The sequence below is a fragment of the Methyloceanibacter superfactus genome (assembly GCF_001723305.1).
Taxonomy (GTDB): domain Bacteria; phylum Pseudomonadota; class Alphaproteobacteria; order Rhizobiales; family Methyloligellaceae; genus Methyloceanibacter; species Methyloceanibacter superfactus.
Window position 1 is genome coordinate 205,718 of record NZ_LPWF01000004.1, and the last position, 26,159, is coordinate 231,876.

Annotated in this window: 29 protein-coding genes, 2 tRNA genes and 3 pseudogenes; 10 read left to right on the top strand and 24 right to left on the bottom strand. The window is 65.3% G+C overall.

All coding sequences use genetic code 11. From position 1 onward, the window contains the following. Positions 1-2: 2 nt before the first annotated feature. The 13 genes and pseudogenes from AUC69_RS01855 to aroA all read right to left on the bottom strand — a co-directional run bounded on the left by AUC69_RS01855 (position 3) and on the right by aroA (position 11,361). Positions 3-1,352 carry a bifunctional folylpolyglutamate synthase/dihydrofolate synthase gene (locus AUC69_RS01855; RefSeq protein WP_083238985.1) on the bottom strand — a complete coding sequence of 450 codons (1,350 nt, stop codon included), beginning with the start codon at positions 1,350-1,352 and terminating at the stop codon, positions 3-5. A 19-nt stretch (positions 1,353-1,371) separates the two neighbouring features. Next, on the bottom strand, positions 1,372-2,418 hold the full coding sequence (accD, locus tag AUC69_RS01860) for an acetyl-CoA carboxylase, carboxyltransferase subunit beta (protein WP_083238986.1): 1,047 nt from the start codon (positions 2,416-2,418) through the stop codon (positions 1,372-1,374). Positions 2,419-2,460: 42 nt separating this feature from the next. Continuing rightward, a complete protein-coding gene (trpA, locus tag AUC69_RS01865; RefSeq protein ID WP_069440627.1) occupies positions 2,461-3,300 on the bottom strand; it encodes a tryptophan synthase subunit alpha in 840 nt (279 codons plus the stop codon). A gap of 1 nt (position 3,301) precedes the next feature. After that, positions 3,302-4,543, bottom strand: coding sequence for a tryptophan synthase subunit beta (trpB, locus tag AUC69_RS01870; protein ID WP_069440628.1), 1,242 nt, complete (start codon positions 4,541-4,543; stop codon positions 3,302-3,304). After that, positions 4,540-5,199, bottom strand: coding sequence for a phosphoribosylanthranilate isomerase (locus tag AUC69_RS01875; RefSeq protein WP_069440629.1), 660 nt, complete (start codon positions 5,197-5,199; stop codon positions 4,540-4,542). Before AUC69_RS01875 ends, trpB begins: the two co-directional genes overlap by 4 nt. Positions 5,200-5,321: 122 nt before the next feature. Continuing rightward, positions 5,322-5,555, bottom strand: coding sequence for a hypothetical protein (locus tag AUC69_RS01880; protein WP_069440630.1), 234 nt, complete (start codon positions 5,553-5,555; stop codon positions 5,322-5,324). Between the two features lie 12 nt (positions 5,556-5,567). Beyond that, positions 5,568-5,909, bottom strand: a complete 342-nt coding sequence (locus AUC69_RS01885; RefSeq protein ID WP_069440631.1) for a lipopolysaccharide assembly protein LapA domain-containing protein — start codon at positions 5,907-5,909, stop codon at positions 5,568-5,570. 30 nt (positions 5,910-5,939) lie between these two features. Further along, on the bottom strand, positions 5,940-6,236 hold the full coding sequence (gene ihfB / locus AUC69_RS01890) for an integration host factor subunit beta (protein WP_069440632.1): 297 nt from the start codon (positions 6,234-6,236) through the stop codon (positions 5,940-5,942). 51 nt (positions 6,237-6,287) lie between these two features. After that, entirely contained in the window at positions 6,288-7,049 is a 762-nt protein-coding gene (gene sppA, locus AUC69_RS01895; RefSeq protein ID WP_244500037.1) for a signal peptide peptidase SppA, read from the bottom strand. Then, positions 7,046-7,249, bottom strand: a complete 204-nt coding sequence (locus AUC69_RS18130; protein WP_244500038.1) for a hypothetical protein — start codon at positions 7,247-7,249, stop codon at positions 7,046-7,048. The genes sppA and AUC69_RS18130 overlap by 4 nt, the downstream gene beginning before the upstream one ends. 74 nt (positions 7,250-7,323) lie before the next feature. Beyond that, positions 7,324-9,166: pseudogene (gene rpsA / locus AUC69_RS01900) on the bottom strand (30S ribosomal protein S1). A 186-nt stretch (positions 9,167-9,352) separates the two neighbouring features. Beyond that, positions 9,353-9,994, bottom strand: a complete 642-nt coding sequence (gene cmk / locus AUC69_RS01905; protein ID WP_069440633.1) for a (d)CMP kinase — start codon at positions 9,992-9,994, stop codon at positions 9,353-9,355. Next, a complete protein-coding gene (gene aroA, locus AUC69_RS01910) occupies positions 9,991-11,361 on the bottom strand; it encodes a 3-phosphoshikimate 1-carboxyvinyltransferase (protein ID WP_069440634.1) in 1,371 nt (456 codons plus the stop codon). Before aroA ends, cmk begins: the two co-directional genes overlap by 4 nt. 49 nt (positions 11,362-11,410) lie before the next feature. Between aroA and AUC69_RS01915 the strand changes: the two genes are divergently transcribed. The 3 genes from AUC69_RS01915 (at position 11,411) to AUC69_RS01925 (ending at position 12,303) form a co-directional block, all read left to right on the top strand. Then, on the top strand, positions 11,411-11,815 hold the full coding sequence (locus tag AUC69_RS01915) for a TIGR02300 family protein (RefSeq protein WP_069440635.1): 405 nt from the start codon (positions 11,411-11,413) through the stop codon (positions 11,813-11,815). 145 nt (positions 11,816-11,960) lie between these two features. After that, positions 11,961-12,036 (top strand) — tRNA-Ala (locus AUC69_RS01920). Positions 12,037-12,060: 24 nt separating this feature from the next. Beyond that, positions 12,061-12,303, top strand: a complete 243-nt coding sequence (locus AUC69_RS01925) for a hypothetical protein (protein ID WP_069440636.1) — start codon at positions 12,061-12,063, stop codon at positions 12,301-12,303. Between the two features lie 4 nt (positions 12,304-12,307). On the opposite strand, the gene AUC69_RS01930 is transcribed toward AUC69_RS01925, so the two are convergent. Then, positions 12,308-12,520, bottom strand: a complete 213-nt coding sequence (locus AUC69_RS01930; RefSeq protein ID WP_069440637.1) for a DUF1565 domain-containing protein — start codon at positions 12,518-12,520, stop codon at positions 12,308-12,310. Between the two features lie 248 nt (positions 12,521-12,768). Between AUC69_RS01930 and AUC69_RS01935 the strand changes: the two genes are divergently transcribed. The 3 genes and pseudogenes from AUC69_RS01935 (at position 12,769) to AUC69_RS01945 (ending at position 14,785) form a co-directional block, all read left to right on the top strand. Beyond that, entirely contained in the window at positions 12,769-13,191 is a 423-nt protein-coding gene (locus AUC69_RS01935; RefSeq protein ID WP_083239006.1) for an Hsp20 family protein, read from the top strand. 50 nt (positions 13,192-13,241) lie between these two features. Next, the gene (locus AUC69_RS01940) at positions 13,242-13,508 is read left to right on the top strand and encodes a BQ00720 family protein (RefSeq protein ID WP_425283496.1); all 267 of its coding nucleotides are present in this window, start codon (positions 13,242-13,244) and stop codon (positions 13,506-13,508) included. A gap of 116 nt (positions 13,509-13,624) precedes the next feature. Then, a pseudogene (locus AUC69_RS01945) lies at positions 13,625-14,785 on the top strand (serine hydrolase). Here the strand turns inward: AUC69_RS01945 and ptsN are convergent. The 8 genes and pseudogenes from ptsN to AUC69_RS01985 all read right to left on the bottom strand — a co-directional run bounded on the left by ptsN (position 14,782) and on the right by AUC69_RS01985 (position 20,641). Next, positions 14,782-15,249 carry a PTS IIA-like nitrogen regulatory protein PtsN gene (gene ptsN, locus AUC69_RS01950; RefSeq protein WP_069440638.1) on the bottom strand — a complete coding sequence of 156 codons (468 nt, stop codon included), beginning with the start codon at positions 15,247-15,249 and terminating at the stop codon, positions 14,782-14,784. The pseudogene AUC69_RS01945 and the gene ptsN sit on opposite strands and share 4 nt — an antisense overlap. 464 nt (positions 15,250-15,713) lie before the next feature. Then, positions 15,714-17,283 (bottom strand): annotated as a pseudogene (gene rpoN, locus AUC69_RS01955) (RNA polymerase factor sigma-54). A 26-nt stretch (positions 17,284-17,309) separates the two neighbouring features. After that, positions 17,310-18,065 carry an LPS export ABC transporter ATP-binding protein gene (gene lptB, locus AUC69_RS01960; protein ID WP_244500048.1) on the bottom strand — a complete coding sequence of 252 codons (756 nt, stop codon included), beginning with the start codon at positions 18,063-18,065 and terminating at the stop codon, positions 17,310-17,312. A gap of 141 nt (positions 18,066-18,206) precedes the next feature. Next, positions 18,207-18,998: an LptA/OstA family protein gene (locus AUC69_RS01965; RefSeq protein ID WP_083238990.1), complete on the bottom strand. Its 792-nt coding sequence runs from the start codon at positions 18,996-18,998 to the stop codon at positions 18,207-18,209. Next, on the bottom strand, positions 18,995-19,240 hold the full coding sequence (locus tag AUC69_RS01970; protein ID WP_069440640.1) for a hypothetical protein: 246 nt from the start codon (positions 19,238-19,240) through the stop codon (positions 18,995-18,997). Before AUC69_RS01970 ends, AUC69_RS01965 begins: the two co-directional genes overlap by 4 nt. A 67-nt stretch (positions 19,241-19,307) precedes the next feature. Next, positions 19,308-19,754, bottom strand: coding sequence for a hypothetical protein (locus AUC69_RS01975; RefSeq protein ID WP_069440641.1), 447 nt, complete (start codon positions 19,752-19,754; stop codon positions 19,308-19,310). 132 nt (positions 19,755-19,886) lie between these two features. Further along, a complete protein-coding gene (locus AUC69_RS01980) occupies positions 19,887-20,522 on the bottom strand; it encodes a ribonuclease D (RefSeq protein ID WP_069440642.1) in 636 nt (211 codons plus the stop codon). 32 nt (positions 20,523-20,554) lie between these two features. Then, positions 20,555-20,641: transfer RNA gene (locus AUC69_RS01985), tRNA-Leu, on the bottom strand. A 126-nt stretch (positions 20,642-20,767) separates the two neighbouring features. Here AUC69_RS01985 and AUC69_RS01990 point away from each other — a divergent pair. Then, positions 20,768-21,739: a complex I NDUFA9 subunit family protein gene (locus AUC69_RS01990; protein ID WP_069440643.1), complete on the top strand. Its 972-nt coding sequence runs from the start codon at positions 20,768-20,770 to the stop codon at positions 21,737-21,739. A 15-nt stretch (positions 21,740-21,754) separates the two neighbouring features. Here the strand turns inward: AUC69_RS01990 and AUC69_RS01995 are convergent, their stop codons facing one another. Continuing rightward, complete coding sequence (locus AUC69_RS01995; protein WP_069440644.1) at positions 21,755-22,552, bottom strand: undecaprenyl-diphosphate phosphatase; 798 nt, start codon at positions 22,550-22,552, stop codon at positions 21,755-21,757. 100 nt (positions 22,553-22,652) lie between these two features. Here AUC69_RS01995 and AUC69_RS02000 point away from each other — a divergent pair, with 100 nt between their 5' ends. The 3 genes from AUC69_RS02000 to AUC69_RS02010 are packed head-to-tail and all read left to right on the top strand — an operon-like array spanning position 22,653 to position 25,349. Continuing rightward, positions 22,653-23,339 carry a glutathione S-transferase family protein gene (locus tag AUC69_RS02000; protein ID WP_069440645.1) on the top strand — a complete coding sequence of 229 codons (687 nt, stop codon included), beginning with the start codon at positions 22,653-22,655 and terminating at the stop codon, positions 23,337-23,339. Between the two features lie 25 nt (positions 23,340-23,364). Continuing rightward, on the top strand, positions 23,365-24,483 hold the full coding sequence (gene queG / locus AUC69_RS02005) for a tRNA epoxyqueuosine(34) reductase QueG (protein ID WP_069440646.1): 1,119 nt from the start codon (positions 23,365-23,367) through the stop codon (positions 24,481-24,483). Continuing rightward, positions 24,480-25,349, top strand: coding sequence for an SDR family oxidoreductase (locus AUC69_RS02010; RefSeq protein WP_244500041.1), 870 nt, complete (start codon positions 24,480-24,482; stop codon positions 25,347-25,349). The genes queG and AUC69_RS02010 overlap by 4 nt, the downstream gene beginning before the upstream one ends. Here AUC69_RS02010 and AUC69_RS02015 read toward each other — a convergent pair. Continuing rightward, the gene (locus AUC69_RS02015; protein WP_069440648.1) at positions 25,330-26,127 is read right to left on the bottom strand and encodes an alpha/beta hydrolase; all 798 of its coding nucleotides are present in this window, start codon (positions 26,125-26,127) and stop codon (positions 25,330-25,332) included. The genes AUC69_RS02010 and AUC69_RS02015 overlap by 20 nt on opposite strands. Positions 26,128-26,159 lie beyond the last annotated feature (32 nt).

A 26,159-nucleotide genomic window follows, 5' to 3' on the forward strand; every position in this document is an offset into this window, starting at 1 on the left:
TTCTAGGCGTGAAGTCTGAGAACGTGGCCCGCGAGGTAGAGTGAGCCGCAAATCAGCACGCGCGCCGGCTCGCCGCGTGAGGCCGACCTGAGCAAGGCCTCAGGCACGCTATTCACGGCCACGGCGTCGAATCCTTCCAGGCGCGCGATGTCGGCGAGCGGCTCGGCGGCGAAGGCATTGGGCTCATCGGGGATCGGCACGGTGTACACGCGCTCAACCAGGCCCTTGAACGGGGCGATGAAGCGCCGCGCGTCCTTCGTCTCCATCATGCCCCAGATGACATGCACCGGGCGCGGCACGCGCTCGTCGAGCTCGGCGAGCGCATGGGCAACGGCTTGACCGCCGGCCTCGTTGTGACCGCCGTCCAGCCAGATCTCGGTCCCCTCATCCACATAGGCATGTAGGCCGCCGACCGGCAGGCGCTCGAGCCGCGCCGGCCATTGAGCTTCGGTCACGCCATGCTCAAGCGCCCGCTGGGTCAGCGCGTCGCCGAACACGACGCTGGCGGCGGCGATGGCCGTGCCGGCATTGTCGATCTGATGCCGTCCGGCAAGGCGCGGCAGCGGCAGGTCGAGCAGGCGCGAGGTGGTCTGGAAAACGAGGCGCCCTTGCTGCTCGTACATGTCGAAGTCACGGCCGGCGACATGGAGCGGCGCGCCGATCTCGGCCGCCCTCGCCTCGATCACGTCAAGCGCTTCGGCCTCCTGACGGCCGACGACGCAGGGCACGCCGGGCTTCAGGATGCCGGCCTTCTCGCCGGCAATCTCCGCCAGGGTCTCCCCAAGAAACGACACATGGTCGATGGAGACCGGCGTGATGATGGTGAGCAGCGGCTTCGCCACCATGTTGGTGGCGTCGAGCCGGCCCGCGAGCCCGGTCTCCAGCAGCAGGAGATCGGCCGGGGCCTCGGAGAAGGCGAGAAAGGCGGCAGCCGTGGTGATCTCGAACAGGGTGATGAGCTCGCCGCCATTGGCGGCTTCGGCGCGCGCCAGGCAATCGACCAGCACCTCCTCGCTGACCGGCGCCGCGCCATGGGGGCCGGCGAGGACCACGCGCTCGTGAAAGTCGACGAGATGCGGCGAGGTATAGATGTGCACGCCCTTGCCCAGGGACTCGGCGATGGTGCGCAGGAAGGCGAGCGTCGATCCCTTGCCGTTGGTGCCGGCCACGTGCACGACGGGCGGCAGCTTGTCTTGCGGATTCCCCAGCGCGGCGAGCAGGCGCTCGATGCGGCCGAGCGACAAGTCGATCGACTGCGGATGCAGCTTCTTGAGGCGCTCACAGCAGCGTCGCTCATCGGTGGAGCGGGGGCGGGGCGTTGGATCCCCGGCGCTATAGGGGAGAGTCGACAATCGCGAGAGACCTTAGGCGCTAGTGCGGCGGATTAGGATTAGCGCCATTGCCGGGCGTACCCGTCAAGACCTCATCCTGGGCGTCATCGCCGTCATCGTCGTGGGCGGCGGGCTCGGCGGCAAGGCCATTGCCGCTACGGCTGTTGCCCTCATGGGCGGCGGGCGGCGGCGCTTCGTCCGCGGCCTGGACGGGAATGGCGATATCGCGGCCGGGCTTGCGATGGGTGAACAAATTGCAAAGTCGCGCGAGCGTGCCGCGCAGCTCGTGGCGGTGCACGACCATGTCCACCATGCCGTGCTCGAGCAGATATTCGCTGCGCTGGAAGCCGTTGGGCAGTTGCTCGCGGATCGTCTGCTCGATGACGCGCGGGCCGGCAAAGCCGATGAGCGCGCCGGGCTCGGCGATGTGGATGTCGCCCAGCATGGCATAGGACGCTGTCACGCCGCCGGTGGTGGGATGGGTTAGCACGACGATGTAAGGAAGCCTTGCCTCGCGCAGTTCCTGCACCGCAACCGTGGTGCGCGGCATCTGCATCAGGGACAGGATGCCTTCCTGCATACGCGCGCCGCCCGAGGCGGCGAACAGAATGAACGGCGCGTTGCGGACAAGGGCCGCGCGCATGGCCGCGATCACCGCCTCGCCCGCTGCCGTGCCGAGGGAGCCGCCCATGAAGGCGAAGTCCTGCACCGCAGACACGACCGTGTCGCCGTGGAGCTTGCCGATGCCGGCCATGACCGCGTCGTTGAGACCGGTCTTGTTGCGGGCGTCCTTGAGGCGGTCGGTGTAGCGGCGCTCGTCGCGGAACTTGAGCGGGTCGAGCGGCACGTCGGGCAGATGGATCGCCGCGAATTTGCCGTCGTCGAACAGCGCCTTGAGGCGCGCCGCCGGCGTCATGTGCATGTGATAGTTGGACCCTGGAGCGACGAACTGGTTCGCCTCCAGATCCTTGTAGTAGATCATCTGCCCGGTCTCGGGGCACTTCACCCAGAGATTGTCTGGCAAATCCTTCTTGCGAAGGATGTTGCGGATTTTGGGCCGGACGACGCTGTTGATCCAGTTGTTCACGTGTCTCTGAACTTTCTCGGTCGCAACTCTTCTCTTCGTGCTCTAGACCGCCGCGGCTTCCGCCTCGTGGCGCAGCGCGGCCGACAAGCGCTCGACCAGGCCGAGCAAATGCGGCTTCGTCTTAGCCGTGGCCTTGCCGCCGGCGTCGAGGCTCTCGGCGATCGCCGAGACCAGTGCCGAACCAACCACCACGCCTTCGGCAATCCCGGCGAGCTCGCTCACTTGCTGTTCCGTCTTCACGCCGAAGCCGACGGCGATGGGCAAGTCCGTATGCGCCTTGATGCGGCCTACATGGGCGCCGACCGCGGCGATGTCCGGCGCCGCCGTGCCGGTGATGCCAGCGATGGAGACGTAATAGACAAAACCCGACGTATTCGCGAGCACCGCAGGCAGGCGCTTGGCGTCGGTGGTGGGCGTGGCGAGGCGAATGACGTCCAGTCCGCCCGCATTGGCGGCCGGTCTCAGCTCTTCGTCTTCTTCCGGCGGCACGTCCACCACGATCAAACCATCCACTCCGGCGTCCACCGCGTCGGCGATGAAGCGATCCACCGGATACACATATATGGGGTTGTAGTAGCCCATTAGCACTATCGGCGTCGTATCGTCCTCGGCGCGGAATTCTCTAACCATGGACAGCGTCTTTTTCATGGTCTGGCCCGCGCGAAGGGCCCGCTGGGAGGAGGCCTGGATGGCTGGACCGTCGGCCATGGGATCGGAGAATGGCATGCCAAGCTCGATCACCGTCGCGCCCGCGGCCGGCAGGCCCTTAAGCATGGCCAGCGAGGTGTCGTAGTCCGGGTCACCGGCGGTGATGAAGGTCACGAGCCCGGCGCGGCCCTGGCGCTTCAGCGCGGCGAATGTCTTGTCGATCCGGGTCACCACTTCAGTTCGCGCCTCGTGTTTGAGCATCCAAATAGCTTGCGACCGAGTCGAGATCCTTGTCGCCACGGCCCGAGACATTGACCACCATCAAGTGATCCTTCGGCTTCTTCGCGGCGATGTCGATCACGCGGGCGAGCGCATGGGCCGGCTCCAGCGCGGGGATGATGCCCTCGAGCTTGCTGCAAAGCTGGAACGCGGCCACCGCCTCGTCGTCCGTCGCCGACAGAAACTCGACACGGCCCACGTCGTTGAGCCAGGCGTGCTCGGGGCCGATCCCGGGGTAGTCGAGACCAGCCGAGATCGAATGCGCCTCCTCGATCTGGCCGTCCTCATCCATCAGCAGATAGGTGCGATTACCGTGCAGCACGCCCGGCCTGCCGCCGGCGATCGAGGCGGCATGCTGGCCACTATCGAGGCCGTGACCGGCCGCCTCCACGCCGTAGATCTCGATCCCCGGCTCGTCTAGGAAAGGATGGAACAAGCCCATGGCATTGGAGCCGCCGCCGATGCAGGCGATGAGCGAGTCCGGCAGGCGGCCTTCGGCGGCAAGCATTTGCTCGCGAGTCTCGCGGCCGATGACGGACTGGAAATCGCGCACCATGGCCGGATAGGGATGCGGTCCCGCCACCGTGCCGATGCAATAGAAGGTGTCGTGCACATTGGCGACCCAGTCGCGCAAGGCCTCGTTCATCGCGTCCTTCAGGGTCTTCGAGCCCGATTCCACGGCGCGGATCTCGGCCCCCAGAATTTTCATGCGCAGCACGTTCGGCTTCTGCCGGGCCACGTCCACGGATCCCATGTAGATGATGCAGGGCAGACCGAACTTGGCGCACAGCGTCGCGGTGGCGACGCCATGCATGCCGGCGCCGGTCTCGGCGATGATGCGGGTCTTGCCCATGCGCAAGGCCAGCATGATCTGGCCAAGGACGTTGTTCACCTTGTGCGCGCCGGTGTGGTTCAGCTCCTCGCGCTTGAAATAGATCTTGGCGCCGCCGCAATGCTCGGTGAGGCGCTCGGCGAAATAGAGCGGCGACGGCCTGCCCACATAGGTCGCGAGGTGACCGTCCATCTCGGTCTGGAAGGACGGGTCGGCCTTGGCGTCGGTATAGGCCTGCTCCAGATCAAGGATCAGCGGCATCAGGGTCTCGGCCACGAAGCGGCCGCCGAATAGGCCGAAATGACCGTTCTCGTCGGGTCCGCCGCGATAGGTGTTCTGGGCGCGTGTGTTGGTGACCGTGCTCATGATGCCTTGGCTTGCTGTTGAGTGGCGCCACGCGCGCCCTGAATGAAACGGAGGATCAGTTCTTCGTCCTTGACGCCGGCAGCCGATTCCACGCCGGAGGAGACATCCACCAGATGCGCGCCGGTGAGACGGACCGCCTCGGCGATGTTGCCGGGGTTCAGCCCACCGGAAAGACCGAAGGGCGGACGGGCGGCGGCGAGCATGCGCCAGTCGAACGGCACGCCGTTGCCGCCGGGCAGCGCCGCGTCGGGGGCCGCCTTGGCGTCGAACAGGATCTCATCGGCGATGCCGGCATAGGCGTCCGCAGCGGCGATATCCGCCGCCACGGCCACGGGGATGGCCTTGATCACGGGCAGCCTCGTCCGCGCCTTGATGGCGGCCACGCGCTCCGGGGTCTCGTGCCCATGGAGTTGTAGGAGATCGGGACTGACCGTTTGAGCCACCTGGTCGATCAGCGCGTCGTCAGGATCGACCATGACGGCGACGGTGGCGACCCGGCCGCGCGCGGCCTCAACCAGGCTGGCGGCCTCTTGCAGTCCCAGATTCCTTGGGCTCGTGGCGAAGAACACCAAACCAACGAAATCGGCCCCGGCGGCAACCGCGGTTTCGAGGATGGCAGGCGTCCGCACGCCACAAATTTTGACCTTGACCGTCACGGGGGCTCTGAGCGCTCTCGGGTGAGGGTTTTGCTGGCCTTTTTACAGGCTCGCGCGGGGCCACCCTATGAAATCCGGGCCTCTAAGTCCATCGCACTGCAACATTGGCCTTGCCGAATGGTTCAGGCCGTCCCGGACGCCTGGGAGGTCTTGGACCGCCAGCGCCAGGCCGCCACGCCGGCCCAGACCGCCTCCAGAACGCCGAAGGGCCAGGCCCCCTGGAGGAAGCCATAGGCCGAGCCGAGGAGACAGGCCCCGGCAAAGGCCAGAATGAACCACGGACTGCGGTCCTCCAGCGCATAGGTCACGAGCATGGCGCTGACTGCCACAAGTCCGAAGGCCGTGAGCGGGTCCATGGCGGCGTGGCGCTATTCGGCGGTCAGTTGCGGGCGCGCCGGGCTGACAGTCTCCAGCTCCTTCTCCAGCCGGTCCGCCTGGCGGCGCCAGTCACGGGCCTCGCGGGCTTCCTCGCGCGCGGTCCGGCGCCACTTGCCCTGGTTCAGCCAGGAGGCAATGCCGCCGACCAGCAGGCCGAGGGCGAAGGCGCCAAGCAGGAACAGGAAGAACGGGGCTTGCAGCGACAGATTGGGCTCGGCGCCGCCGAACGGATCGAGGCTGAGCACGGCCGGCTCGCGGTTGACGACCGCAAGCGCGATCAGTACGACGCCGAGCGGCACCACCACGAGTGCAAGGATGAGTTTACGCCACACGGCTGCTCCTCAGGGACCGCCGATGACTTGTCAGCCGTCGTCCCGACCATCAGGGTTCAGGCGCTCGCGCAGTTCCTTCCCGGTCTTGAAGAAGGGCACATACTTGTCCTCGACGAAGACCGTGTCGCCGGTGCGCGGATTGCGCCCCTGACGCGCCGCGCGATGTTTCACCGTGAACGCGCCGAAGCCGCGCAACTCCACGCGGTCGCCGCGCGCCAGCGCACCGGTGATTTCATCGAGCACGATATTGATAATGCGCTCGACGTCACGATGGAATAGATGCGGATTGGCCGCCGCCACCCGCTGAATCAATTCGGATTTTATCATTATACGCCCCACGGGGCAGCGGCCGTTTCCGCCACTGCCCTACGCCCCCCACTAGTTGGACGCAGGGTGCCAAACCGAAACCAGACCGTCAAGCTTGAGGGAGGCCGATGCCTGCCCCAAAACCGCGGCTATTCCACTGGCCGAACTACCGAATATCTTGGCCGTAGAGTCGAAAAACCAGCCGAATAGGCCGCTGGATTCAGTCTTGGGTTTCCACTCCACCACTTTCAGCCCTGGCGGGAGCTTGCGTTCTTTATTCAACCAGCGCAAGGCGGCGCGCTCGTCGCCGATCTGATCGACCAGGTTGAGGGTCACGGCCTGCCGTCCGGAATAGATGCGCCCATCGGTGAGACCGGGGACGGAACGCGGCTCCAGCTTGCGGCGCTCGGCCACCAAATCGAAAAACCAGTCCTTGGCGTCGTCGACCATCTCCTTGGTCATCTCGCGCGCCTGCTCGTCGGTCGGCTCGAAGGGGCTCGGCACGGCCTTCAACGGCCCGCTCTTCACCTCTTCCATCTTGATGCCGAGGGTCTCGAGGAGCTCGGTGACATTCGCCCACTGGAAGATGACACCGACGGAGCCGGTGATGGTGTTGCCGTAGACGAAGATGCGGTCGGTGGCGAGCGCCACGATATAGGCGGCCGACGTGGCCAGCGTGCCGCAGGTGGCGACCACCGGCTTCTTCTCGGCAAGGCGGCGAATGGCGTCGTACATGGCCTCGCCGCCGGTCGTCGTGCCGCCGGGACTATTGATGTCGAGGATCACCGCCTTGACCTGATCGGCCTTGGCGACCGCGTCGATCAGGTTCTTCATCTTGCGGTCGTCGGTGATGACACCGCTGATGTCGATGCGGGCGACATGGGCAGGATGCCGGCGGAACCCGCCATCTGCTTGTCGGCCAGGAAGAGCGCGCCGAAGAACAGCAGGGCGAAGACCACCGCCGCGATACGCCAGATCGTCACCCGCCGCTTGAGACGGCGGCGCTCGATCACACTTTCGGCGTCGAGACCCATTGGCAATCGCAGCTGTCCGCGCCACGCGCGGTGCAAAATAGAGAGGTAAGACGGCCCGAAGGCCGTCTTGCTTATTATTCCTCGGAAGAGGCCTCTGACTCGGCCGCCTCGTCCGCCGCCTTGTCCGCCGCCTTGGCTTTCGCCTTGCGCTTCGGCTTCGGCTTCTCGGCAGCATCGTCGTCGGCCGCCTCGACCTCTTCGGTATCCTCGCCCTTGGCCTTATTCAAGGCCGCGCCGAGAATGTCGCCAAGCGAAGCGCCGGAGTCGGTCGAGCCGTACTGGGCTACCGCCTCCTTCTCCTCGGCGATTTCCAGCGCCTTAATCGAGGTAGAGACCTTGCGGGTCTTGGCATCGACCTGGGTCACGACGGCATCGAACTTCTCGCCGACGCCGAAGCGGTCAGGCCGCTGCTCGGAGCGGTCGCGGGACAGGTCCGACCGGCGAATGAAGGTCATCAGGTCGTGATCGAGGAGCTTGGCCTCGATGCCGTTGTCCTTGACGGCGGTCACCTGGCAGGTGACGCGCATGCCCTTCTTGATCTTGGCCGAGGTCTCGCTGCCCTCAAGCGGATCGGCCGTGAGCTGCTTGATGCCGAGGCTGATGCGCTCCTTTTCGGAGTCCGCCTCGAGCACCACGGCCTTGACCGTATCGCCCTTCTTGAACTCCGCGAGGGCTTCCTCCCCAGACTTGGACCAGTCCAGATCCGACAGATGCACCATGCCGTCGATGCCACCTTCGAGGCCGACGAACAGGCCGAACTCGGTGATGTTGCGGACATCGCCTTCGATGACAGTGCCCGGCTGATGGCTCGCGGCGAAAGCGATCCAGGGATTCTCCTGGGTCTGCTTCAGGCCTAGAGAGATGCGGCGCTTGTCGGGATCGACTTCGAGCACCTGCACCTCGACCTCTTGGCTGGTGGAGATGATCTTGCCGGGATGGATGTTCTTCTTCGTCCAGCTCATCTCCGACACGTGGATCAGGCCCTCGCGCCGGGCTCGAGCTCGACGAAGGCGCCATAGTCGGTGATGTTGGTGACAGTGCCCTTGAAGCGCGCATCCACCGGATATTTGGCGGCGATGCCTTCCCACGGATCGGACTCGAGCTGCTTGATGCCGAGGCTGATGCGCTGGGTCTCCGGATTGATGCGGATGATCTGCACCTTCACCGTGTCGCCGACATTGACGATCTCGCTCGGATGGTTGACGCGGCGCCAGGCCATGTCGGTCACATGGAGCAGGCCGTCGATGCCGCCGAGATCGATAAACGCACCGTAATCGGTGATGTTCTTGACGACGCCCTCGATCACCTGACCCTCCTCGAGGCGGGCGACGATCTCGCTGCGCTTCTCGGCGCGGGTCTCTTCCAGGACGGAGCGGCGCGACACGACGATATTGCCGCGGCGGCGGTCCATCTTCAGGATCTGGAAGGGCTGCGGCGTGTTCATCAACGGCGCCACGTCGCGGATCGGACGGATGTCGACTTGGCTGCCCGGCAGGAAGGCCACGGCGCCGTCGAGATCGACGGTGAAGCCGCCCTTCACGCGATTGAAGATGATGCCTTCGACGCGCTCATTGTTCTTGTATTTTTCCTCGAGCCTGGTCCAGCTCTCCTCGCGGCGCGCCTTGTCGCGCGACAGCACGGCCTCGCCGGCGGCGTCTCGACGCGCTCCAGATAGACGTCGACCTCGTCGCCGACGGAAAGGCCCGCGGGCCGGCCGGCGACGCTGAATTCCTTGATCGGTACGCGGCCTTCGGTCTTCAGACCGACGTCGATAACGGCGACGTCTTTTTCAATGGAAACCACGGTGCCTTTAACGACACTGCCTTCTTCGAGTGCGGTCCCGGCCAGCGACTCTTCAAGAAGGGCCGCGAACTCGTCGTGGCTGGGTTGGCTAATGCTCGTCTGCGGCTCGTTCATTTAGGCTCCTACTCGGCGTCCCACCGAACGCTTCTACTGGCGTGGCGCGAACCCGAGGCTCGTGTTGCAACCGATGCGGCAAAATTCGCGAAAGCCGATGGGCCGCCTGTTAGCCGCCCAGCCTCCGCTCGCTTCAACCGCGGAATTCATTCAAAGATGATGTGCCAATGCCAAATGGGCACGGCCTCAATCGGCCCGCCCCGCATTGCCCATCGCAGCCTCGACCAAATCGATCGCTGCCCTGAACGCGGCGTCTATATCCAAATTTGTGGTGTCGAGCAAGGCTGCGTCTTCGGCCTGGCGCAGCGGCGCCGTGGTCCGGGTCATGTCCCGCTGGTCCCGATCCCGGATATCGGCCAGGACCTCGGCCTCGGCGATGGCCGCCCCAGCGGCTTGAAGCTCCAGAAAACGGCGGTGGGCCCGCTCTTCCGGGGTCGCGGTCACAAACAGCTTCACGTCCGCGTTTGGGCAGATGACCGTGCCGATGTCCCGGCCGTCGATCACGGCGCCCGGCGGAATGCGGACAAATTCGCGCTGATAGGCCAGAAGCACCGCCCGTACCTCCGGGTGGCGGGCCACGACCGAGGCGGCCTCGCCGAGCCCCGCGGTCCGTAGCACCGGATCGTCCAGCGTCGCCACGTCGAGCCGGGACGCGGCCGCGGCCGCAGCGCTCGAATCGGCGAGCTCACCGCCTTGCGCCAGGGTATCGCGCGCCACGGCGCGGTAAAGCGCGCCCGTATCGAGATGGCGCAGCCCGTAGTGGACGGCGATGCGCTTGGCGACGGTGCCCTTGCCGGAGGCCGCCGGACCGTCAATGGCGATGATCATGCGAGCTCGGCTCCAAGGCTGGTCATCAAGGCCGCGAAGCCCGGGAAGCTGGTGGCGATCATGGTCACGTCGTCGACCGTGACCGGCTCGCTGGCGCCGAGCCCGAGGATGAGGAAGGCCATGGCGATGCGGTGATCCATATGGGTCTCGACCAGCGCGCCGCCCTTCACCGCCCCTCGCCCCCGCACGATCAGATCGTCGCCCTCGATGCGGACCGCGACGCCGCAGGCTTCGAGCCCGGCGGCGGTGGCGGCGAGCCGGTCGCTTTCCTTCACCTTGAGCTCGGCGAGACCCGCCATGTGGGTCTCCCCTTCGGCGAAGGCGGCGACCACGGCCAGCACAGGATATTCGTCGATCATGGACGGGGCGCGCTCCGGCGGCACGCGCACGCCCTTGAGAGGTCCGGCCTTGACGCGGAGATCACCCACCGGCTCGCCACCCTCGTCGCGGAGATCGAGCACCTCTATTGACGCGCCCATCTCGCGCAAGGTGTCGAGGAAGCCGGTGCGCGTCGGATTCATCAGCACGTTCTCCACCACCAGGTCGGAGCCGGGGCAAATGAGAGCGGCAGCGATCAGGAATGCGGCGGAGCTCGGGTCGCCCGGCACCGAGAGCGCCGCGCCATGCAGTTCGGCATCGCCGCACACGGTGACGGCGCGCCCGCCGCCGGCTTTGTCCTCGGCGTGAAGCTCGGCGCCGAAGAACGCCAGCATGCGTTCCGTGTGGTCGCGCGTGGCCAGAGGCTCGATCACGGTGGTGCGTCCCGGCGCATGCAGTCCGGCAAAAAGAATGGCTGATTTCACCTGCGCCGACGGCACGGGCAGGTCGTATTCGATGGGAAGAATGTCTCCCGTGCCGCGCACGGTGAGCGGCAGGGTGCCGCCTTCGCCTTGCGCTTCCACTTGCAGGCCCATGGTGATGAGCGGCGTCAGCACACGCCCCATGGGGCGGCGGCACAAGGAGGCGTCGCCGGTGAACTCGACGCGCATGTCATGACCGGCGACGACGCCGAGCATCAGGCGGCTGCCCGTGCCGGAATTGCCGAAATCGAGCGGTCCCTGGGGCGCACGCAAACCGCCGACGCCCTGGCCCAGCACCTCGACGGTGCCGTCCTTTTGCGTGACCTCCGCACCGAGTTCGTCAACGGCCTGCGCCGTGGCCATGACATCCTCCGCGGCGAGGAGCCCGGCGATCCGGGTCCGCCCGATCGCCAGGGCGCCCAAGATCAAGGCACGATGGGAGATCGATTTGTCGCCCGGCACTCTGACACGGCCGGAAATGCGCGCAGATCGGCGGGCGGTCAGAGGGTGCGGCATAGATTCTCGGTTGGGGTTTTGGGGTGCTCGATAGCTTTTGACACTACGCATGAGGCGTGGCAATGGGGAGTCAACTCAAGGCTAGCTTCGAGGAGCGTCAATGTCGAAACCCGCACGGGGAACCAAGCGCGTTTGCCCGAGCTGTGGGGCGCGGTTTTACGATTTGGGTCGTTCGCCAATTACCTGCCCCGTCTGCGAAGCCGTTTATCAGGTGACGCCGCCGTCATCGTCACGGCGGGCCGAGCGCGCTGCACCCGCCGAAGTCAAGAAAGCCGTAGTCGCCGAAGCGGATCCGCCGGCGACGGGCGATGCCGACGTCATCAGCCTCGATGAGGCGGCGGAGGCCGAGGAAGCCGCGGTCGACGACGAGGAGATCGTCCTCGACGACGACGACGACGACATCCCGGCCGGCGACGACGATGACGACACCTTCCTCGAAGAAGAGGAAGACGAAGACGCGGACGTCACCGGCATTGTCGGCGGCGGCCCCAAAGAAGAAAGCTAAGAACCGGGCGCGGACGGCAAGCACGTCCGGCCCCCGCCGGCCCCGTGGCTCGTATTTCTCTTGAACCCACGGGACGCCCGGCCTAAGTGATGCGTCTGATTTCTCGCGGCCCCGCACGGGCCAGCGAAATTTCCCGAGTTCTTAAGGGGCCATAGCTCAGTTGGGAGAGCGCGTGAATGGCATTCACGAGGTCGGCGGTTCGATCCCGCCTGGCTCCACCAAACCCTTCTCCTTGGACACACGAGATGAGGCGTCGCCCAAGCCGCGGGCTTGAACTGCCGTCAGTGCGCGTGCCGGCAGTCGCGTCCGGCGCGTTCGCCATCGGCGCGCTGGCCGTGGGCGCCCTTGCCATCGGCGCGCTGGCGATCGGCCGCCTGGCCGTGCGCCGCGCGGACATGGCCAAGCTTCATCTCGGCGAAGTGGAGATCGACGACCTAACGGTCCGGCGTCTGCGGGTGATCGAGACCGACGACGGGGCAGACGACTAGCGCGCTAGTGACCGCCGACGACGCCGACCGTGACCCGCGCCACACGCGCCGCGCCCACCAGACGCGGCAAATCCTGGTCATAGGCGCCGGCGGCCAGCAGAACCGTATCGCCCTTGGACGCCGCCCCGATGGCGTGCGACAGGGTCTTGAATGCCGTTTCCGGCGTGCGGCCGTCATTGCTGTCGAGGCCGGTCTTGGGGTCTACATACCAGGTCATCGCGCAGGGGCTCCGATTCGACGCTTTCGAGACGTTACGGCAACGCGGCGCGCTCCGATAGCACCGACTATCGGGACAACCCCAGCCCCCTTCACCCTTCTCCTTGAATTCGCGGGCGGATTTCCCCATATGCCAGCTGGTTTATGAGACTCAGCGCCGCGGCGGGCTGAGGTTGCGAGGCGCCGTCAGGGCCTCGAAAGTTCGTCACCAGCACGCGCGGCACGCTGATGAAAGAGGCTTTCCGCCGGATGTCGCGCATGGCACTTTTCGACGGCAATCTTTGGTTAACCCTGTCCACGGATCGCCTGGGCGCGCCCGCCAAGGCAGCCGATGGCGGTTATCCGCCCTACAATATCGAGCTCTTGCCTGAGGGCCGCAACGGTCCGGAGGCCCTGCGCATTACGCTCGCGGTCGCCGGTTTCTCACTTGACGAACTCGACGTGAGCGTCGAGGACGGTGAGCTGACGGTCCGTGGCGCCAAGCGCGACGAGGTCGCCAAGGATTATCTTCACCGCGGCATCGCCGCGCGGCAGTTCAAACGGAGCTTCGCCCTGGCCAAGGGCGTTGAGGTCCGCAAGGCCGAATTGCATGATGGCCTGCTCGCCATCGTGCTGGAACGGCCCCATAGGGAGAAACGTGTACTCAAGGTGGGAATCGCGCCAGTCGGCTAAGCTCGCGTTACGCTATGACGCGCGCTTCTCCACGAGGAACCGGAGTCCGAATGAATAAGATGGAAAACGACGAGACCCGCCATTTGATGAGCCTGAAGGAGCTCGCGCTCCTCGGCGACGGCGAGGTCGCCTATATCAAGCAACTCGACTCGGATTCCGCCGAACGGCTGTTCCCGGCGCTCGACGACGCGCCCGAGGGCATCGATCTGTTCGCCGTGCTCGGTGCCGACGGCACGCCGCTGGCGCTGACCGATAGCCGCAACGCGGCGATCGCCAACGCGCTCGAGAATGACCTCGTGCCCGTGAGCGTGCACTAACTCTCCGCCCAACCAGCCTTCGTCTCCACCACGAGCCGCACGGCGCCGGCATCATCTGGCGATGATGCCCGGCCGCGTGCATAGTCGAGCCATCCAGTTTTCTCCGGAGGGCTCGCATGACATCGCAGATCGTCTTCAAGGCCGCGCGCTGCGCGGCGTTCGTCCTGCTGGCGGCGGTGGCAGGCTTCTCTGCTCATCCAAGTGCGGCGCGGGCGGACCCCTTGCTCGATGAGACCGTCGCGTTCACCGGCGATATCCTCTACCTCCAATACAAAATACCCGGCCTCGTCATCGCCGCGGTGCGCAACGGCGAGACGGCGATCCATGGGGTCGGCGCGGCGCGCGATAGTGGTGAGGCCCCGGACGGCGACACCGTCATGCGCATCGGCTCGATCACCAAGCCTTCACGGGCCAGGTTCTGGCCCAGCTCGCCGCGGACGGAACCGTGTCGCTGACGCAGACGGTCGCCACCACCGCGCCCGATCTCGGCTCCGGCGCCGATCCGAACCTCGCCAATCTGAGACTCATCGACATCGCCACGCAGCGTCGGGACTGCGCGCGAGGTGCCGCATGATGCGGGCCCGGCCGACGATCCCTTCGCGCCGATCACCCGCGAGGCGTTCGCCGCGTGGCTGAGCAAGGAGCCGTTGCTGTTCGCACCGGGGACAGGCGTGCTCTACTCGAACTTCGCCTTCGACGTCCTGTCGATCGCCTTGTCCGAAGCGGCGAAGAAGCCCTATCCCGACCTCCTGGCCGAGCATGTCACCGGGCCGCTCGGCATGACGGACACGACCTTCGCGCCGAACGAGGCGCAAAAGGGCCGGCTGATGCAAGGGCACGGCTTCGACGGCAAGGCGCTGCCGGACGTGCCGACCGGTTCGGTGATCGTCGGCTCGGGCGGCCTCTACTCGACGCCGAAAGATCTGCTGCGCTGGATGCAATGGCATCTCGACCGCCTCGGCAAAGACGGCGCCGAGACCCGCATGCTCGATCATGCGGCCTATCTGGTGCGGGACGGGCTGAACCCAGTGTCAGGCATGGACGAGTCCGGCCAGATGGACGCCATGAGCCTCGCCTGGGTGGTGATGATGCCCGAAGGCGATCGGCCGCTGATCCTGCAAAAGGCGGGCGGGCTGCAGGGGACGTTCTCCTACATCGCCTTTGCGCCGACGCGGGGCATCGCCGTGTTCGTCGCGATCAACAAATTCGACTTCGCCGCGGCCATGGGCATGGCCCAAGCCGTCAACGAGATGATCGCCACGCTGACACCGCGCTAGGCGGCGTGCGAGGAGGTCTCTTCCTGGGTGAGAACCGCGTAAAGCGCGGCGGCATCCTTGGACGCGCGGAGCTTGTCCACGGCGGATCCCTCGCGCAGTAACCGCGAAATCCGCGCAAGCGCCTTCAGATGGTCGGCGCCGGCGCCCTCGGGCGCGAGCAGCAGGAACACGATATCCACGGGCTCGCCATCGACCGCATCGAACTCGACCGGCTCGGGCAGCCGGGCAAAAACACCGACGATCCGTTTCAGCCCGGCGAGCTTGCCGTGGGGGATGGCGACTCCCTGGCCGAGCCCGGTGGAGCCGAGCTGCTCGCGCTGCCAAAGAACATCGAAGACGTCGCGCTCCGGAAGGCCGGCAGTGCGCGCGGCCCGGGCCGAAAGATCCTGCAAGAGCTGCTTCTTGCTCTGCGCCTTCAGCGAAGGAACCACGTCCTCGGGTGAGATGAGATCACCTAGATGCATTCGACTACCCGTGTGACTTGTGTGAGCGGACAGGGCGCGAACGCCGCGTGCCCGACTGGCGCATTCTCAAGAGCTGGAACCCATCCAGCCGATCTTGCGGGACTCCCCGTCCAACTTTTTCGACTCACCCGCCCCGACGGCTGGTGCCCGATGAACGTCTCGACGGTGTGACAACGCAGTCCTGGACGCAACTTGCGCAACGCCTCTCGACGCCCAGGATCATTCGGTAGCTTGCTTCGTCATTGCCGGCGGAAGCTTGTTACAAGACCCTTCTTGTCTGGCGCTTCCCGGGGCGCATACCGCATTCTCGAGATCCGATTCGTGTCGAGACGTCCCAAAGCGCCTCGCTCGTCCTCGATAGCGGCGGGAAGCTAGACCCACGTAACTAGGGTGTCAAACGCAATAAGGTCGATCTGCCCTCTTTACAGATTTCGCCTTCGTGAACAGCGCATTAGACGCAAAGTTCAGGCGCTTGCGCCCATCGCGATGCGCTTCAGCCGGCGGCGCTGCACCGAGGAGGGAATGCCGAGCGCCTCACGATATTTCGCCACCGTGCGGCGGGCGATGTCGATGCCGTCGCCCTTGAGCCGCTCGACGATTTTGTCGTCGGAGAGGACATCGGCGGCCGGCTCCGCGGTGATCATCTCGCGAATCCGATGGCGCACCGCCTCCGAGGAGTGGGCGTCGTCGCCATGGGCGGTGGCGGCAATGGACGAGGTGAAGAAATATTTCAGCTCGAACAGGCCGCGATTGGTGGCCATGTATTTGTTGGCGGTCACGCGGCTGACCGTCGATTCGTGCATCGAAATGGCGTCGGCCACGGTCTTCAGATTCAGCGGCCGCAGATGACGCACGCCGTAGGTGAAGAAGGCGTCCTGCTGGCGCACGATCTCTTGCGCGACCTTCAGTATGGTTCGTGCCCGCTGATCGAGACTCTTCACCAGCCAATTCGCGGTTTGCAGGCAATCGACAAGATAGGACTTGTCCTCTTTGCGCATCTTCGTCTTCGACACCGTCGCGTAGTAGGACTGATTTACCAGCACGCGCGGGAGCGTATCGCTGTTCAGCTCCACGTAGAAGCTCCTGTCGGGAAGCGACCGCACGAGCACGTCGGGCACGATGGGCTGTGCCGGGGCCGAGCCGTATTTCAGGCCGGGCTTCGGATTGAGCCGCCGCACCTCGGCGATCATGTCGCACAGATCTTCGTCGGAAACGCGCGCGGCCCGCTTGAGCGCGACGAGATCGTGGGTGGCGAGAAGATGCAGATTGTCGATCAACGCGGCCATGGCCGGGTCGCAGCGGTCCTGTTCCTTTAGCTGTAGCGTCAGGCATTCGCGCAAGTCGCGGGCGAAGACGCCACACGGATCGAAGGTCTGCATGACGCCGAGCGTCTCCTCGACGAGCTCCTGGGGGGCTCCGAGAAGCTCGGCCAGGCCATCGAGATCGCCGCGCAGATAACCGGCCTCGTCGGTCATATCGATGAGGTGCTGGCCGATCATGCGGCGTGCCGGATCGGAGAACGTGAGGCTGAGCTGCTCGGCAGATGGGTCCGCAGCGTCTTCTCCTCGGCCACATAGGCTTCGAGATTGGAGCCGTCATCGTTGTCGACCCGCGATCCCTGGGTAAGCCCGCTCCACCCTGAATCGGTCATCGCCCCGGGCGTGAAGGTCTCCGAATCGGGGAACATGTCCTGGGGCTCCGCGTCGAGATCGTTGGTTTGGCTCGCGCCGTTCCCCGTCTCGAGGTCGACCCAGTCGTCGCCATCGCCGGTTTCGGCGCTGCCCTCGTCGGACGCCGGCGCGGCCTTCGCGTCGCGCCGTCGTCCTTGGTGGCGGTGGGGGAACGGTCCTCGGCCAGGCCGTTGGGCTCATCCGGATCGGCATGTTCGAGCAGCGGATTGCGCTCAAGCTCAGTCTCGACGAAGGTCGCAAGCTCCATGTTCGACAACTGCAACAGCTTGATCGCCTGCTGCAATTGCGGCGTCATAACCAGACTGTGACTCTGGCGGAGTTCGAGCTTTGTGTTGATCGCCATCTACTAATTCACTCGCGATCGGGTGTTCAGATCTTGAACTGATCACCAAGATAAACGCGTCGCACATCCTCGTTGTTAATGATCTCGTGCGCGGTACCGTGGGTTAGTACCATACCGTCATGGATAATATAGGCTCGGCTAACAAGCTCCAACGTCTCGCGCACATTGTGATCGGTAATGAGAACGCCGATGCCGCGCTCGGTGAGATGCCGCACGAGCGCGCGAATGTCGCCGACGGCGATCGGATCGATGCCGGCGAAGGGTTCATCGAGCAGCATGAAGGAGGGACGCGAGGCGAGCGCGCGCGCAATTTCGACACGCCGCCGTTCACCGCCCGACAGTGCCATGGACGGCGACTTTCTGAGGCGCGTGATGCGGAATTCCTCGAGGAGCGAATCGAGCTGAAGCTGGCGCTCCTTCTTGTTTGGCTCGACCATCTCAAGCACGGCGAGAATGTTCTCCTCCACCGTGAGGCCCCGGAAGATGGACGCCTCCTGCGGCAGATAGCCGATGCCGAGCCGCGCGCGGCGGTACATGGGCAATTTGGTCACGTCACGGCCGTCGATCTTGATCGAGCCTTGGTCGGCCGGGATCAGACCCGTGATCATGTAGAAGACGGTGGTCTTGCCGGCGCCGTTCGGCCCGAGCAGTCCGACCGCTTCGCCGCGCTGAAGATCGAGACTGACGCCGCGCACGACGGTGCGCTTCTTGAAGGCCTTGACCACGGATCGGATGGTGAGCCAGCCGTTGCCTGGCTGGCCTTGATGCGCGGGTTCGCGCACGGCGGGCTCGACCTGCACGGGAGCCTCCGGGGCAGCAACCGCCTGACGGCCTGGAAACGACAGCAACTTGCCCACTGACCCTTTCCGCTCCTCAGTTGAAGCGCTGGCCGGTTGAAATCGGATAGAGCCCCTTAAGGGGTCTCACCGGAACTCAGGCACAATCGGCCATGGCTCGGCTTCATCGACGGCCGCATCTTCCGCTTCCGGCTTCTGTTCGCCTGGAACAGGCTCCTCATTGCTTGCCGCAGGTGCCGGTGCGGATTTCTTAGGCTTGATGCGGACCGGTTCGGCATCGCCATCATCGCCGCCACCGTCTTGCTTAGGCATGAACAGCGCGCGGATACGGCCTCCGGTCGTGGCATTACCTGGATTCTCGAACCGGCTCTCACCCGTCTTCAAGTTAATGATAAGCCGTTCTCCCTTTAGCACATTCTGACCTTGCGATAACACCACATTGCCACCCACGGTTACCAACTGAGCCGGCACATCGTAGAGCGCCCAGTCGCTGGTGGTGGTCTGATCGTCGTCGCTGGTGATGACGACGCTGCCTCTCGCCTCGATCTTGCTGATCTGCGCCTCGGGACCGGCCGGCTTGTCCGGCTGATTGGCGGCGGGCACCGGCTCGGCCGCCTTCTGGCCGGTGATCTTCTCCGCGCCGCCCACGTAATGCACGTCGAGCTCGGCGGCGCGCAGCGTCGTCGTCCCCTGCACCGCTTTCACATTGCCTTTGAACGTCGCGTATTTCTGCGCGTCGTAGACGGTAAGCATGTCGGACTCGATATCGATCGGCGCATCGGAGCTCTCGGACAAGCCGCCGAAGGAGTTGCTGAGCGTTTGCGCGGGAAGCGGGTTCGTCAGGGCGATGAGCCCGAAGAGTGCCACCGCAGGCGCCATGACGGCCGAAGTAAGACTGACCCTCTGTTGCGTGCTCATTGCGGGCTCACCGTATTCGCATCGCCGGCAGCCGGCACCGTCTGTTGTACCGCCTCCGGCGCTTGAGCGGGTTGCGGCGTGCCGTCGCCTTCCTTCGGCTTCTTGACGAGATGCACCGCCACCTTGCCGCGGAAGATCAGAATATGATCCTGCGACCGAAACGTCAGCGCGTTGGCCTTGACCGTGCCGTTGCTGAGATCGAAGGATACGGGCTGGTGCGAGCGCAGCGTCTGGGTGTCCATGTCGAGGCTGGCGTGCTTGAGCTCACCGGTGCGCCCGAGCTGGTGGCGACGGTGATGCGGTCCTGCATCACCAACCGCTCATACTTGCTGTTGAACACGCCGCGCACGGCCTGCATGCGCGACCAGCCGCCGGAGGCGTCGAAAGATTGGCCTGGATCGCGTGCAGCTTGATGATTTCGGGGTTCTTGATGTCCTGGTCGGCGTGATCGGCGCGGATCACGTATTTACCGTTCTTCTTGTCGGTGCCTTCGAGGGTCGGGTTGAGCATGCGCAGATTGCCGTCGACGATGTCCATGCCGTCGATGCTCGCCGTCACGTCGCCGACGGTGATGTTGAGCCGGGTGGAGACGAAATAGGCCACCAGGACGAGAAGGCCGAAAACCGGAAGGCTCTTCCGCAGGATCCGGACCATGCGGCTATGGCGGCCGGCGCTGACAAAGGCGCGCTCGCGCTCCTCGGGTGTCCGCACGCGATAGCGCGGTCCCGAGTTGAGGAGATTCGCGTCAACTACCATGTTTTCCGCCAATTTTTGCGCGGGCCCCCCGGCTTTTCAGCCACCCGAACGTCACCTAGCCGCAGGACTTTGATCACATTGCGACCGCTTGGCCTCGATGCCAATGGCCAATAGCCGCGGCCCATGGCCAGTTCAGTGGGCGAAAGGATCGATCTCGGCCCAGCCTTCGAGGTCGAGTTCGGCCCGGGTGGGGAGAAACTCGAAGCAGGCGCGCGCCAGATGCTCGCGGCCCTCACGCCGCAGCATGGCGTCGAGCCGATCGCGCAGCGCATGTAAATATAGCACATCGCTGGCGGCATAGCTGAGCTGCTCTGGGCTGAGCTCGGCCGCCCCCCAATCGGAGGATTGCTGCTGTTTGGACAACTCGACCCCGAGCAGTTCGCGGCAGAGATCCTTGAGGCCGTGCCTGTCGGTATAAGTCCGGGCGAGCTTGGAGGCGATCTTGGTGCAGTAGACCGGGCCCGGCATGACGCCGAGGAAATGCTTGAGCACGGCCATGTCGAAGCGGCCGTAATGGAAGATCTTGAGCACGCTGTCGTCGGCCAGCAGGCGCTTCAGCTCCGGCGCGTCGTAATCGCCGGAGATCTGCACCAGCGCGGCGGTGCCGTCGCCGTCGGACAGCTGCACGAGGCAGAGCCGGTCGCGATGCGGATTGAGCCCCAGCGTCTCGGTATCGATGGCGACCGTCTTGCCGGCGAAGCGGCCGGGAGGCAAATCGCCCTTATGCAGATCGACGGTCGAAGGCTGGCTCAAGATATTGGCCGTCATCGCGGCCCCGCCAACTTGGGGCGAAGCGGGGTTGGTGCCCAGGAGAAGACTCGAACTTCCACGCCCTTTCGGGCACTAGCACCTGAAGCTAGCGCGTCTACCAGTTCCGCCACCTGGGCTTGAGGCTGTTGAGGTACGATTGGCTGTTCTCGTTGTCAATTGCCCGCAGAAGCGCCTTCAAGGGGCGGCCCCCGTCGTGTAATGCTGCAAGTGCTCATAGCAGGGCCAGGTTAAGAGGCATCTAAGTGGCTGTTCAACTCAACAATCAAGCACTGGTGACCATTTACGGAGGCTCGGGCTTCCTCGGGCGGCACGTGGTGCGCGCCATCGCGCGAACCGGCGCGCGGATGCGGATCGCGGTCCGGCGGCCAGAGCTCGCGGGCCATCTCCAGCCGCTCGGCAGCGTCGGCCAGATCAATCCCGTCCAGGCCAATGTGCGCTTTCCCGACTCGTTGATCGCCGCGGCCGAGGGCGCCGACGCGGTTATCAACCTCGTCGGCATCCTGTTTCCGACCGGCAAGCAGAGCTTCAAGTCCGTTCAGGACGAAGGCGCGCGTCATGTCGCCGAAGTGGCGAAGGCCAGTGGCGCGCGCAGCCTTGTGCATGTCTCGGCCATCGCGCCGACGCCGATTCGCCGTCCGTCTATGGGCGCAGCAAGGCGGCGGGCGAGGCGGCGGAGGCCGTGTTTCCCGAGGGCGGTCATCCTCCGCCCGTCGGTGGTGTTCGGGCCGGAGGACGATTTCTTCAACCGCTTTGCGGCACTGGCGCGCCTGTCGCCGGTGCTGCCGCTCATCGGCGGCGGCCGGACCAAGTTCCAGCCGGTGTTCGTGGGCGACGTGGCGCGGTCCGTGGTGGCGGCGCTCACCGGGCTTGCGTCCGCCGACAAGCCCTACGAGCTCGGCGGGCCCGAGATCCTCACCATGCGCGACGTCATGGAGCGCGTGCTCGACTACTCCATGCGCGAGCGGCCGCTGATGCCGTGGCCCTTCTGGCTCGCCAAGCTGCAAGCCGCCTTCCTGCAATGGCTGCCCACCCCGCCGCTCACGGTCGACCAGGTGCGGCTGCTGCAAAGCGACAATGTGGTGAGCGATGCGGCGATCAAGGCCGGGCGCACGCTGCATGGCTTGGGGATCGAGCCGGTGCCGGTGGCATCCGTGGTGCCCGATTATCTCGAGCAGTTCCGGCCGCGCGGCCAGTTCTCCGTCTACAAGCCGTAACGCGTTCGTCCGGTCCTAGGTGTAGATCATCACCAGCAGGAAGCCGCCGAGCACCATCCGGTAGAGCACGAAGGGCAGGAAGCTGATGCGCCGCACCAGCGCCATGAGGAAGGCGATGGCGGCGAGGCCGGCGAGGAAGGTCAGGGCGGCGCAATAGACCGCGTCCATGGTGATGGTATCGCCGCTCGCCAGCGCATCGCCGACGGTGAGCACGCCGGCGCCGGCGATGGCGGGAATTCCCAACAGGAAGGAGAAGCGCGCCGAATCCGGTCGGGTGAAGCCCAAGAAACGCGCCGCCGTCATGGTGATGCCCGAGCGGCTCGTGCCCGGGATCAGCGCCAGCGCCTGGGCCACGCCGATGAGCAGCGCGCTTTTGAGGGTCATGTTGCCGATGGTGCGCTCCTGCGGCCCCACCGTGTCGGCCACGAGCATGAGCAGCCCGTACAGAATCGTATTCCAAGCGACGATCGTGACGTTGCGCTCGAGATCGCCGATGCCGAATTTCTTGAGGAAGAGCCCGAAGGCGACCGCCGGAATCGTCGCCAGCACGATGTAGATGGCGAGGCGCCCGTCGTCGGTGACCTTGCCCTTGAACAGCTCCAGCCCGCCAACCGTGATGCGCCAGACATCCCGCCAGAAATAGATGAGAATGGCGAGCAGGGTCCCCAGATGCACCATGACATCGACGAACTGGCCTTGGTCGGGCCAGTGCATGATATTGGGGATGAGAATCAGGTGACCTGAGGACGATATGGGCAGGAATTCCGTGATGCCCTGCACCACGGCAATCACGATGATCTGCTCTATCGTCATGGCCCCTCGTCGTGCGGCTTGTTCGGCGCGCGTGCAGGTTCTATACGAGGCTCTGGCCCCGCGCGATTCATTTTGGAACGAATAGCCGCCTAAGCCATCAATGGCGAATCTCCTCCACCATCCTCTATGTGCCTTCTCGCGGTCAATTCGCCTGGCGCTCGCCGAGTGCGGCGTCGAGGCCGAGCTTGTGGAAGAACGGCCCTGGGAGTGGCGGCCGGAGTTCCTGGCGATCAATCCCGCCGGCACGCTGCCCGTTCTGGTCACCGACGACTACGGATCGCTGGCGGGCACATACGCCATCTCCGAATATCTCGAAGACACCGTTGATGAGCGAGAAAAGCGCGGTTTTCAGCCATTTCCCGGGGATGCGGCGGCGCGCGCCGAGGTCCGGCGGCTGGTCGACTGGTTTCACCGCAAATTCCACGACGAGGTCACCGATTATCTGGTGGTGGAGAAGGTCTTCCGCCGTTTCGGGCCGCAAAGCACCTCGCCGAATATGGAGGCCATGCGCGCCGGGCACGACAATCTGCGCTATCATCTGACCTATATCGGCCATCTCACCGAGACGCGCAGCTGGCTGGCGGGCGACGCCATGAGCTTCGCCGACCTGGCCGCGGCCGCTCACCTCTCGGCCCTGGACTATCTCGCGGAGGTGCCGTGGGAAGAGTTCGAGCCGGCGAAGAATTGGTATGCGCTGTTGAAATCGAGGCCGTCCTTCAGGCCGCTCCTGCAGGACCGCGTTGCAGGCTTCACCCCTTCGGGGACTTATGCCGACCTTGATTTCTAACGCCGCGCGCCCCCGGGAGCTGGGCATGGCGCAATCCCTGAAATCGAAGATCGCCGATGCGGCCAAGGCGCTCGGCTTCGATGCGGTGCGCTTCACGGCGGCCGACGCCGCTCCGGATGCCGGCGCAAATCTCGACGCGTTTCTCGCCGAGGGACGCCACGGCGACATGGGCTGGCTCGCCGACACCGCCGACCGCCGCAAGACTCCCCGCGCGCTTTGGGCGGATGCCCGCAGCGTCATCCTGCTCGGACTCAACTATGGGCGCGGCGGCGATCCGCTGGCCATTCTCGACGAGCGCTCGCGCGGCGCCATCTCCATCTACGCGCAAGGCGCCGACTATCACGACGCCATCAAGACCAAGCTCAAGAGTCTCGCCGTGCAGGTCCAGATGCTCGCCGGCGGCGAGGTCAAGGTCTTCGTCGACACAGCACCAGTGATGGAGAAGCCGCTCGCCGCCGAAGCCGGACTCGGGTGGCAAGGCAAGCACACCAATCTCGTGTCGCGCGAATTCGGGTCGTGGCTGTTTATCGGCTCGATTTTCACCAGCGTGGAGATCGCTCCGGATGAGGCGGAAGACGATCATTGCGGCGCGTGCCGGCGCTGTCTCGATATTTGTCCGACCGGCGCGCTCCCCTCGCCCCACCGCATGGATGCGCGCGCGTGCATCTCGTACCTCACCATCGAGCACAAAGGGCACATCGCGCCGCGTTATCGTGCGGCCATGGGCAACCGCATCTTCGGCTGCGACGACTGCCTCGCCGTGTGCCCGTGGAACAAGTTCGCGCAAGCTTCGCATGAGGCGAAGCTCGCGGTGCGCGCCGAAAGCGACAACCCGAAGCTCGCCGAATTGCTGACGCTCGACGATGCCGCCTTCCGCTTGCGGTTTCGCGGCACGCCGATCAAGCGCACGGGTCGCGACAGATTCGTGCGCAACGTGCTCATCGCCGCCGGCAATTCGCGTGACGTCGACCTCGTGCCGCTGGTGGAAGCGCGGCTCGACGATGACTCGCCGCTGGTGCGCGCCATGGCGGTGTGGGCCTTGGCGCGACTGGCGCCCGCCCGGCTGCAAGCGTTGCGATCCGCGTTCGCTGCTAACGAGACCGATCCGGCGGTGCGCGACGAATGGCTGGCGGTGGCCGCGTGAGCCGGTTGTTCGCCTTCGGCCTCGGCTTCTCGGCGCAAGTCCTGGGCGCGCGCTTAGCGGACCGCGGCTGGGAGGTCGCCGGCACGGCACGCGACGCCGACAAGATCGCGCAGCTCCGAGAGCATGGCTACGCGGCGACGCGGTTTGCCGGCGACCGGGACAATGCGGATCTGCCGCCGCTCCTGGCCGGCACCACCCATCTGCTCCACTCGATTCCCCCGGGGCCGGACGGCGACCCGGTGCTGAATGCGTATCGCGAGGAGATAGCCAAACTCGGGAGTTTGGAGTGGATCGGCTACCTGTCCACGGTCGGCGTCTATGGCGACCAGCAGGGCCGCTGGGTGGACGAGGGCACGCCGCCCAAGCCGAACAGCGCGCGCACCGAAGCGCGTGTCGTGGCCGAGCAAGCCTGGATCGATTTCGGCAAGGAGATTGGCGTGCCGGTGCAGGTATTTCGTCTCGCGGGGATTTACGGTCCGGGGCGCAGCGTGTTCGACAAGCTCGCGGCCGGAACGGCGCGGCGGATCAACAAGGACGGCCAGGTGTTCAGCCGCATCCATGTGGACGATATCGCGACGGTACTCGAAGCCTCAATGGCGCGCTCGCGCGCGGGCGCGATCTACAATGTCGCCGACGACGAGCCGGCCGCGCCGGGCGATGTGGTCGCGCATGCGGCGGCGTTGATCGGGGTTGAGCCGCCGCCGGAAGTCGCCTTCAAGGACGCCGACATGACGCCCATGGCGCGCAGCTTCTATGAAGGCAGCCGCCGCATCGGCAATGCGCTGATCAAGTCGGAGCTCGGCGTGACGCTGCGCTACCCGACCTATCGCGAGGGACTCGCTTCGCTTATGCCGCGGGATCGGTAACGGCCAGGCTCGCGACCGTTGCTTCGAGGCGGCGCAGTTGGTCGGGTTGTGACAGGCGGTGATCGCCGTCCTTCACGAGCGTCAGCTCGACATCGTCGCCCGCCACTAGATCGACAAGTGCCAGCGCATGCTGCCAGGGCACGTCCGTGTCGCGCATGCCTTGTAGGATGCGCAAGGGCGCGCCGATCTCGATGCCGCCGTCTACCAAGAGATGGTTGCGGCCTTCCTCGATCAGAATCTTGGTCAGCGGATACGGATCGTCATAGTTCGACGGCGCGTAGAAGACGCCCTCGGTCTCGACGATGGCCCGCGTCTTCGCCGACATTTTCTCCCACATGAGCTTTTCCGTCATGTCCCAGGCGGGTGCGATGAGCACGAGACCGGCAAGCGGCGTATGGCCTTCCTTGGCGAGGGCGCGCGCCAGCAGAAGCGCGATCCAGCCACCCATGGAGGAGCCGACAACGATCACGCGGCGGCCTTCGAGAAGGCGGAGCATGGCGGCCGACTCCTCGAGCCAGTCGCCGATGGAGGCTTCGAGGAGATTTCCCGGCGACAGGCCGTGGCCCGAATAGTCGAAGCGGAGCATGGCGTGCCCCTGGTCGGCCGCCCAGGCGGCAAGGGTTTCAGCCTTGGTGCTCGCCATGTCGGAGAGGAAGCCGGAGAGCCACAAAATCGCCAGGCCGGAGCCGTCCGCGCCCGGATCGCTCCAGCGATAGGCCAGACGGCGGCGTTTAGGCCCTTGGCCAATCTCGATGAATTGTGGTTCCTGAGTGTCCATTCGAATTAGCGCTAGCGCGAAACGGGTTTTTC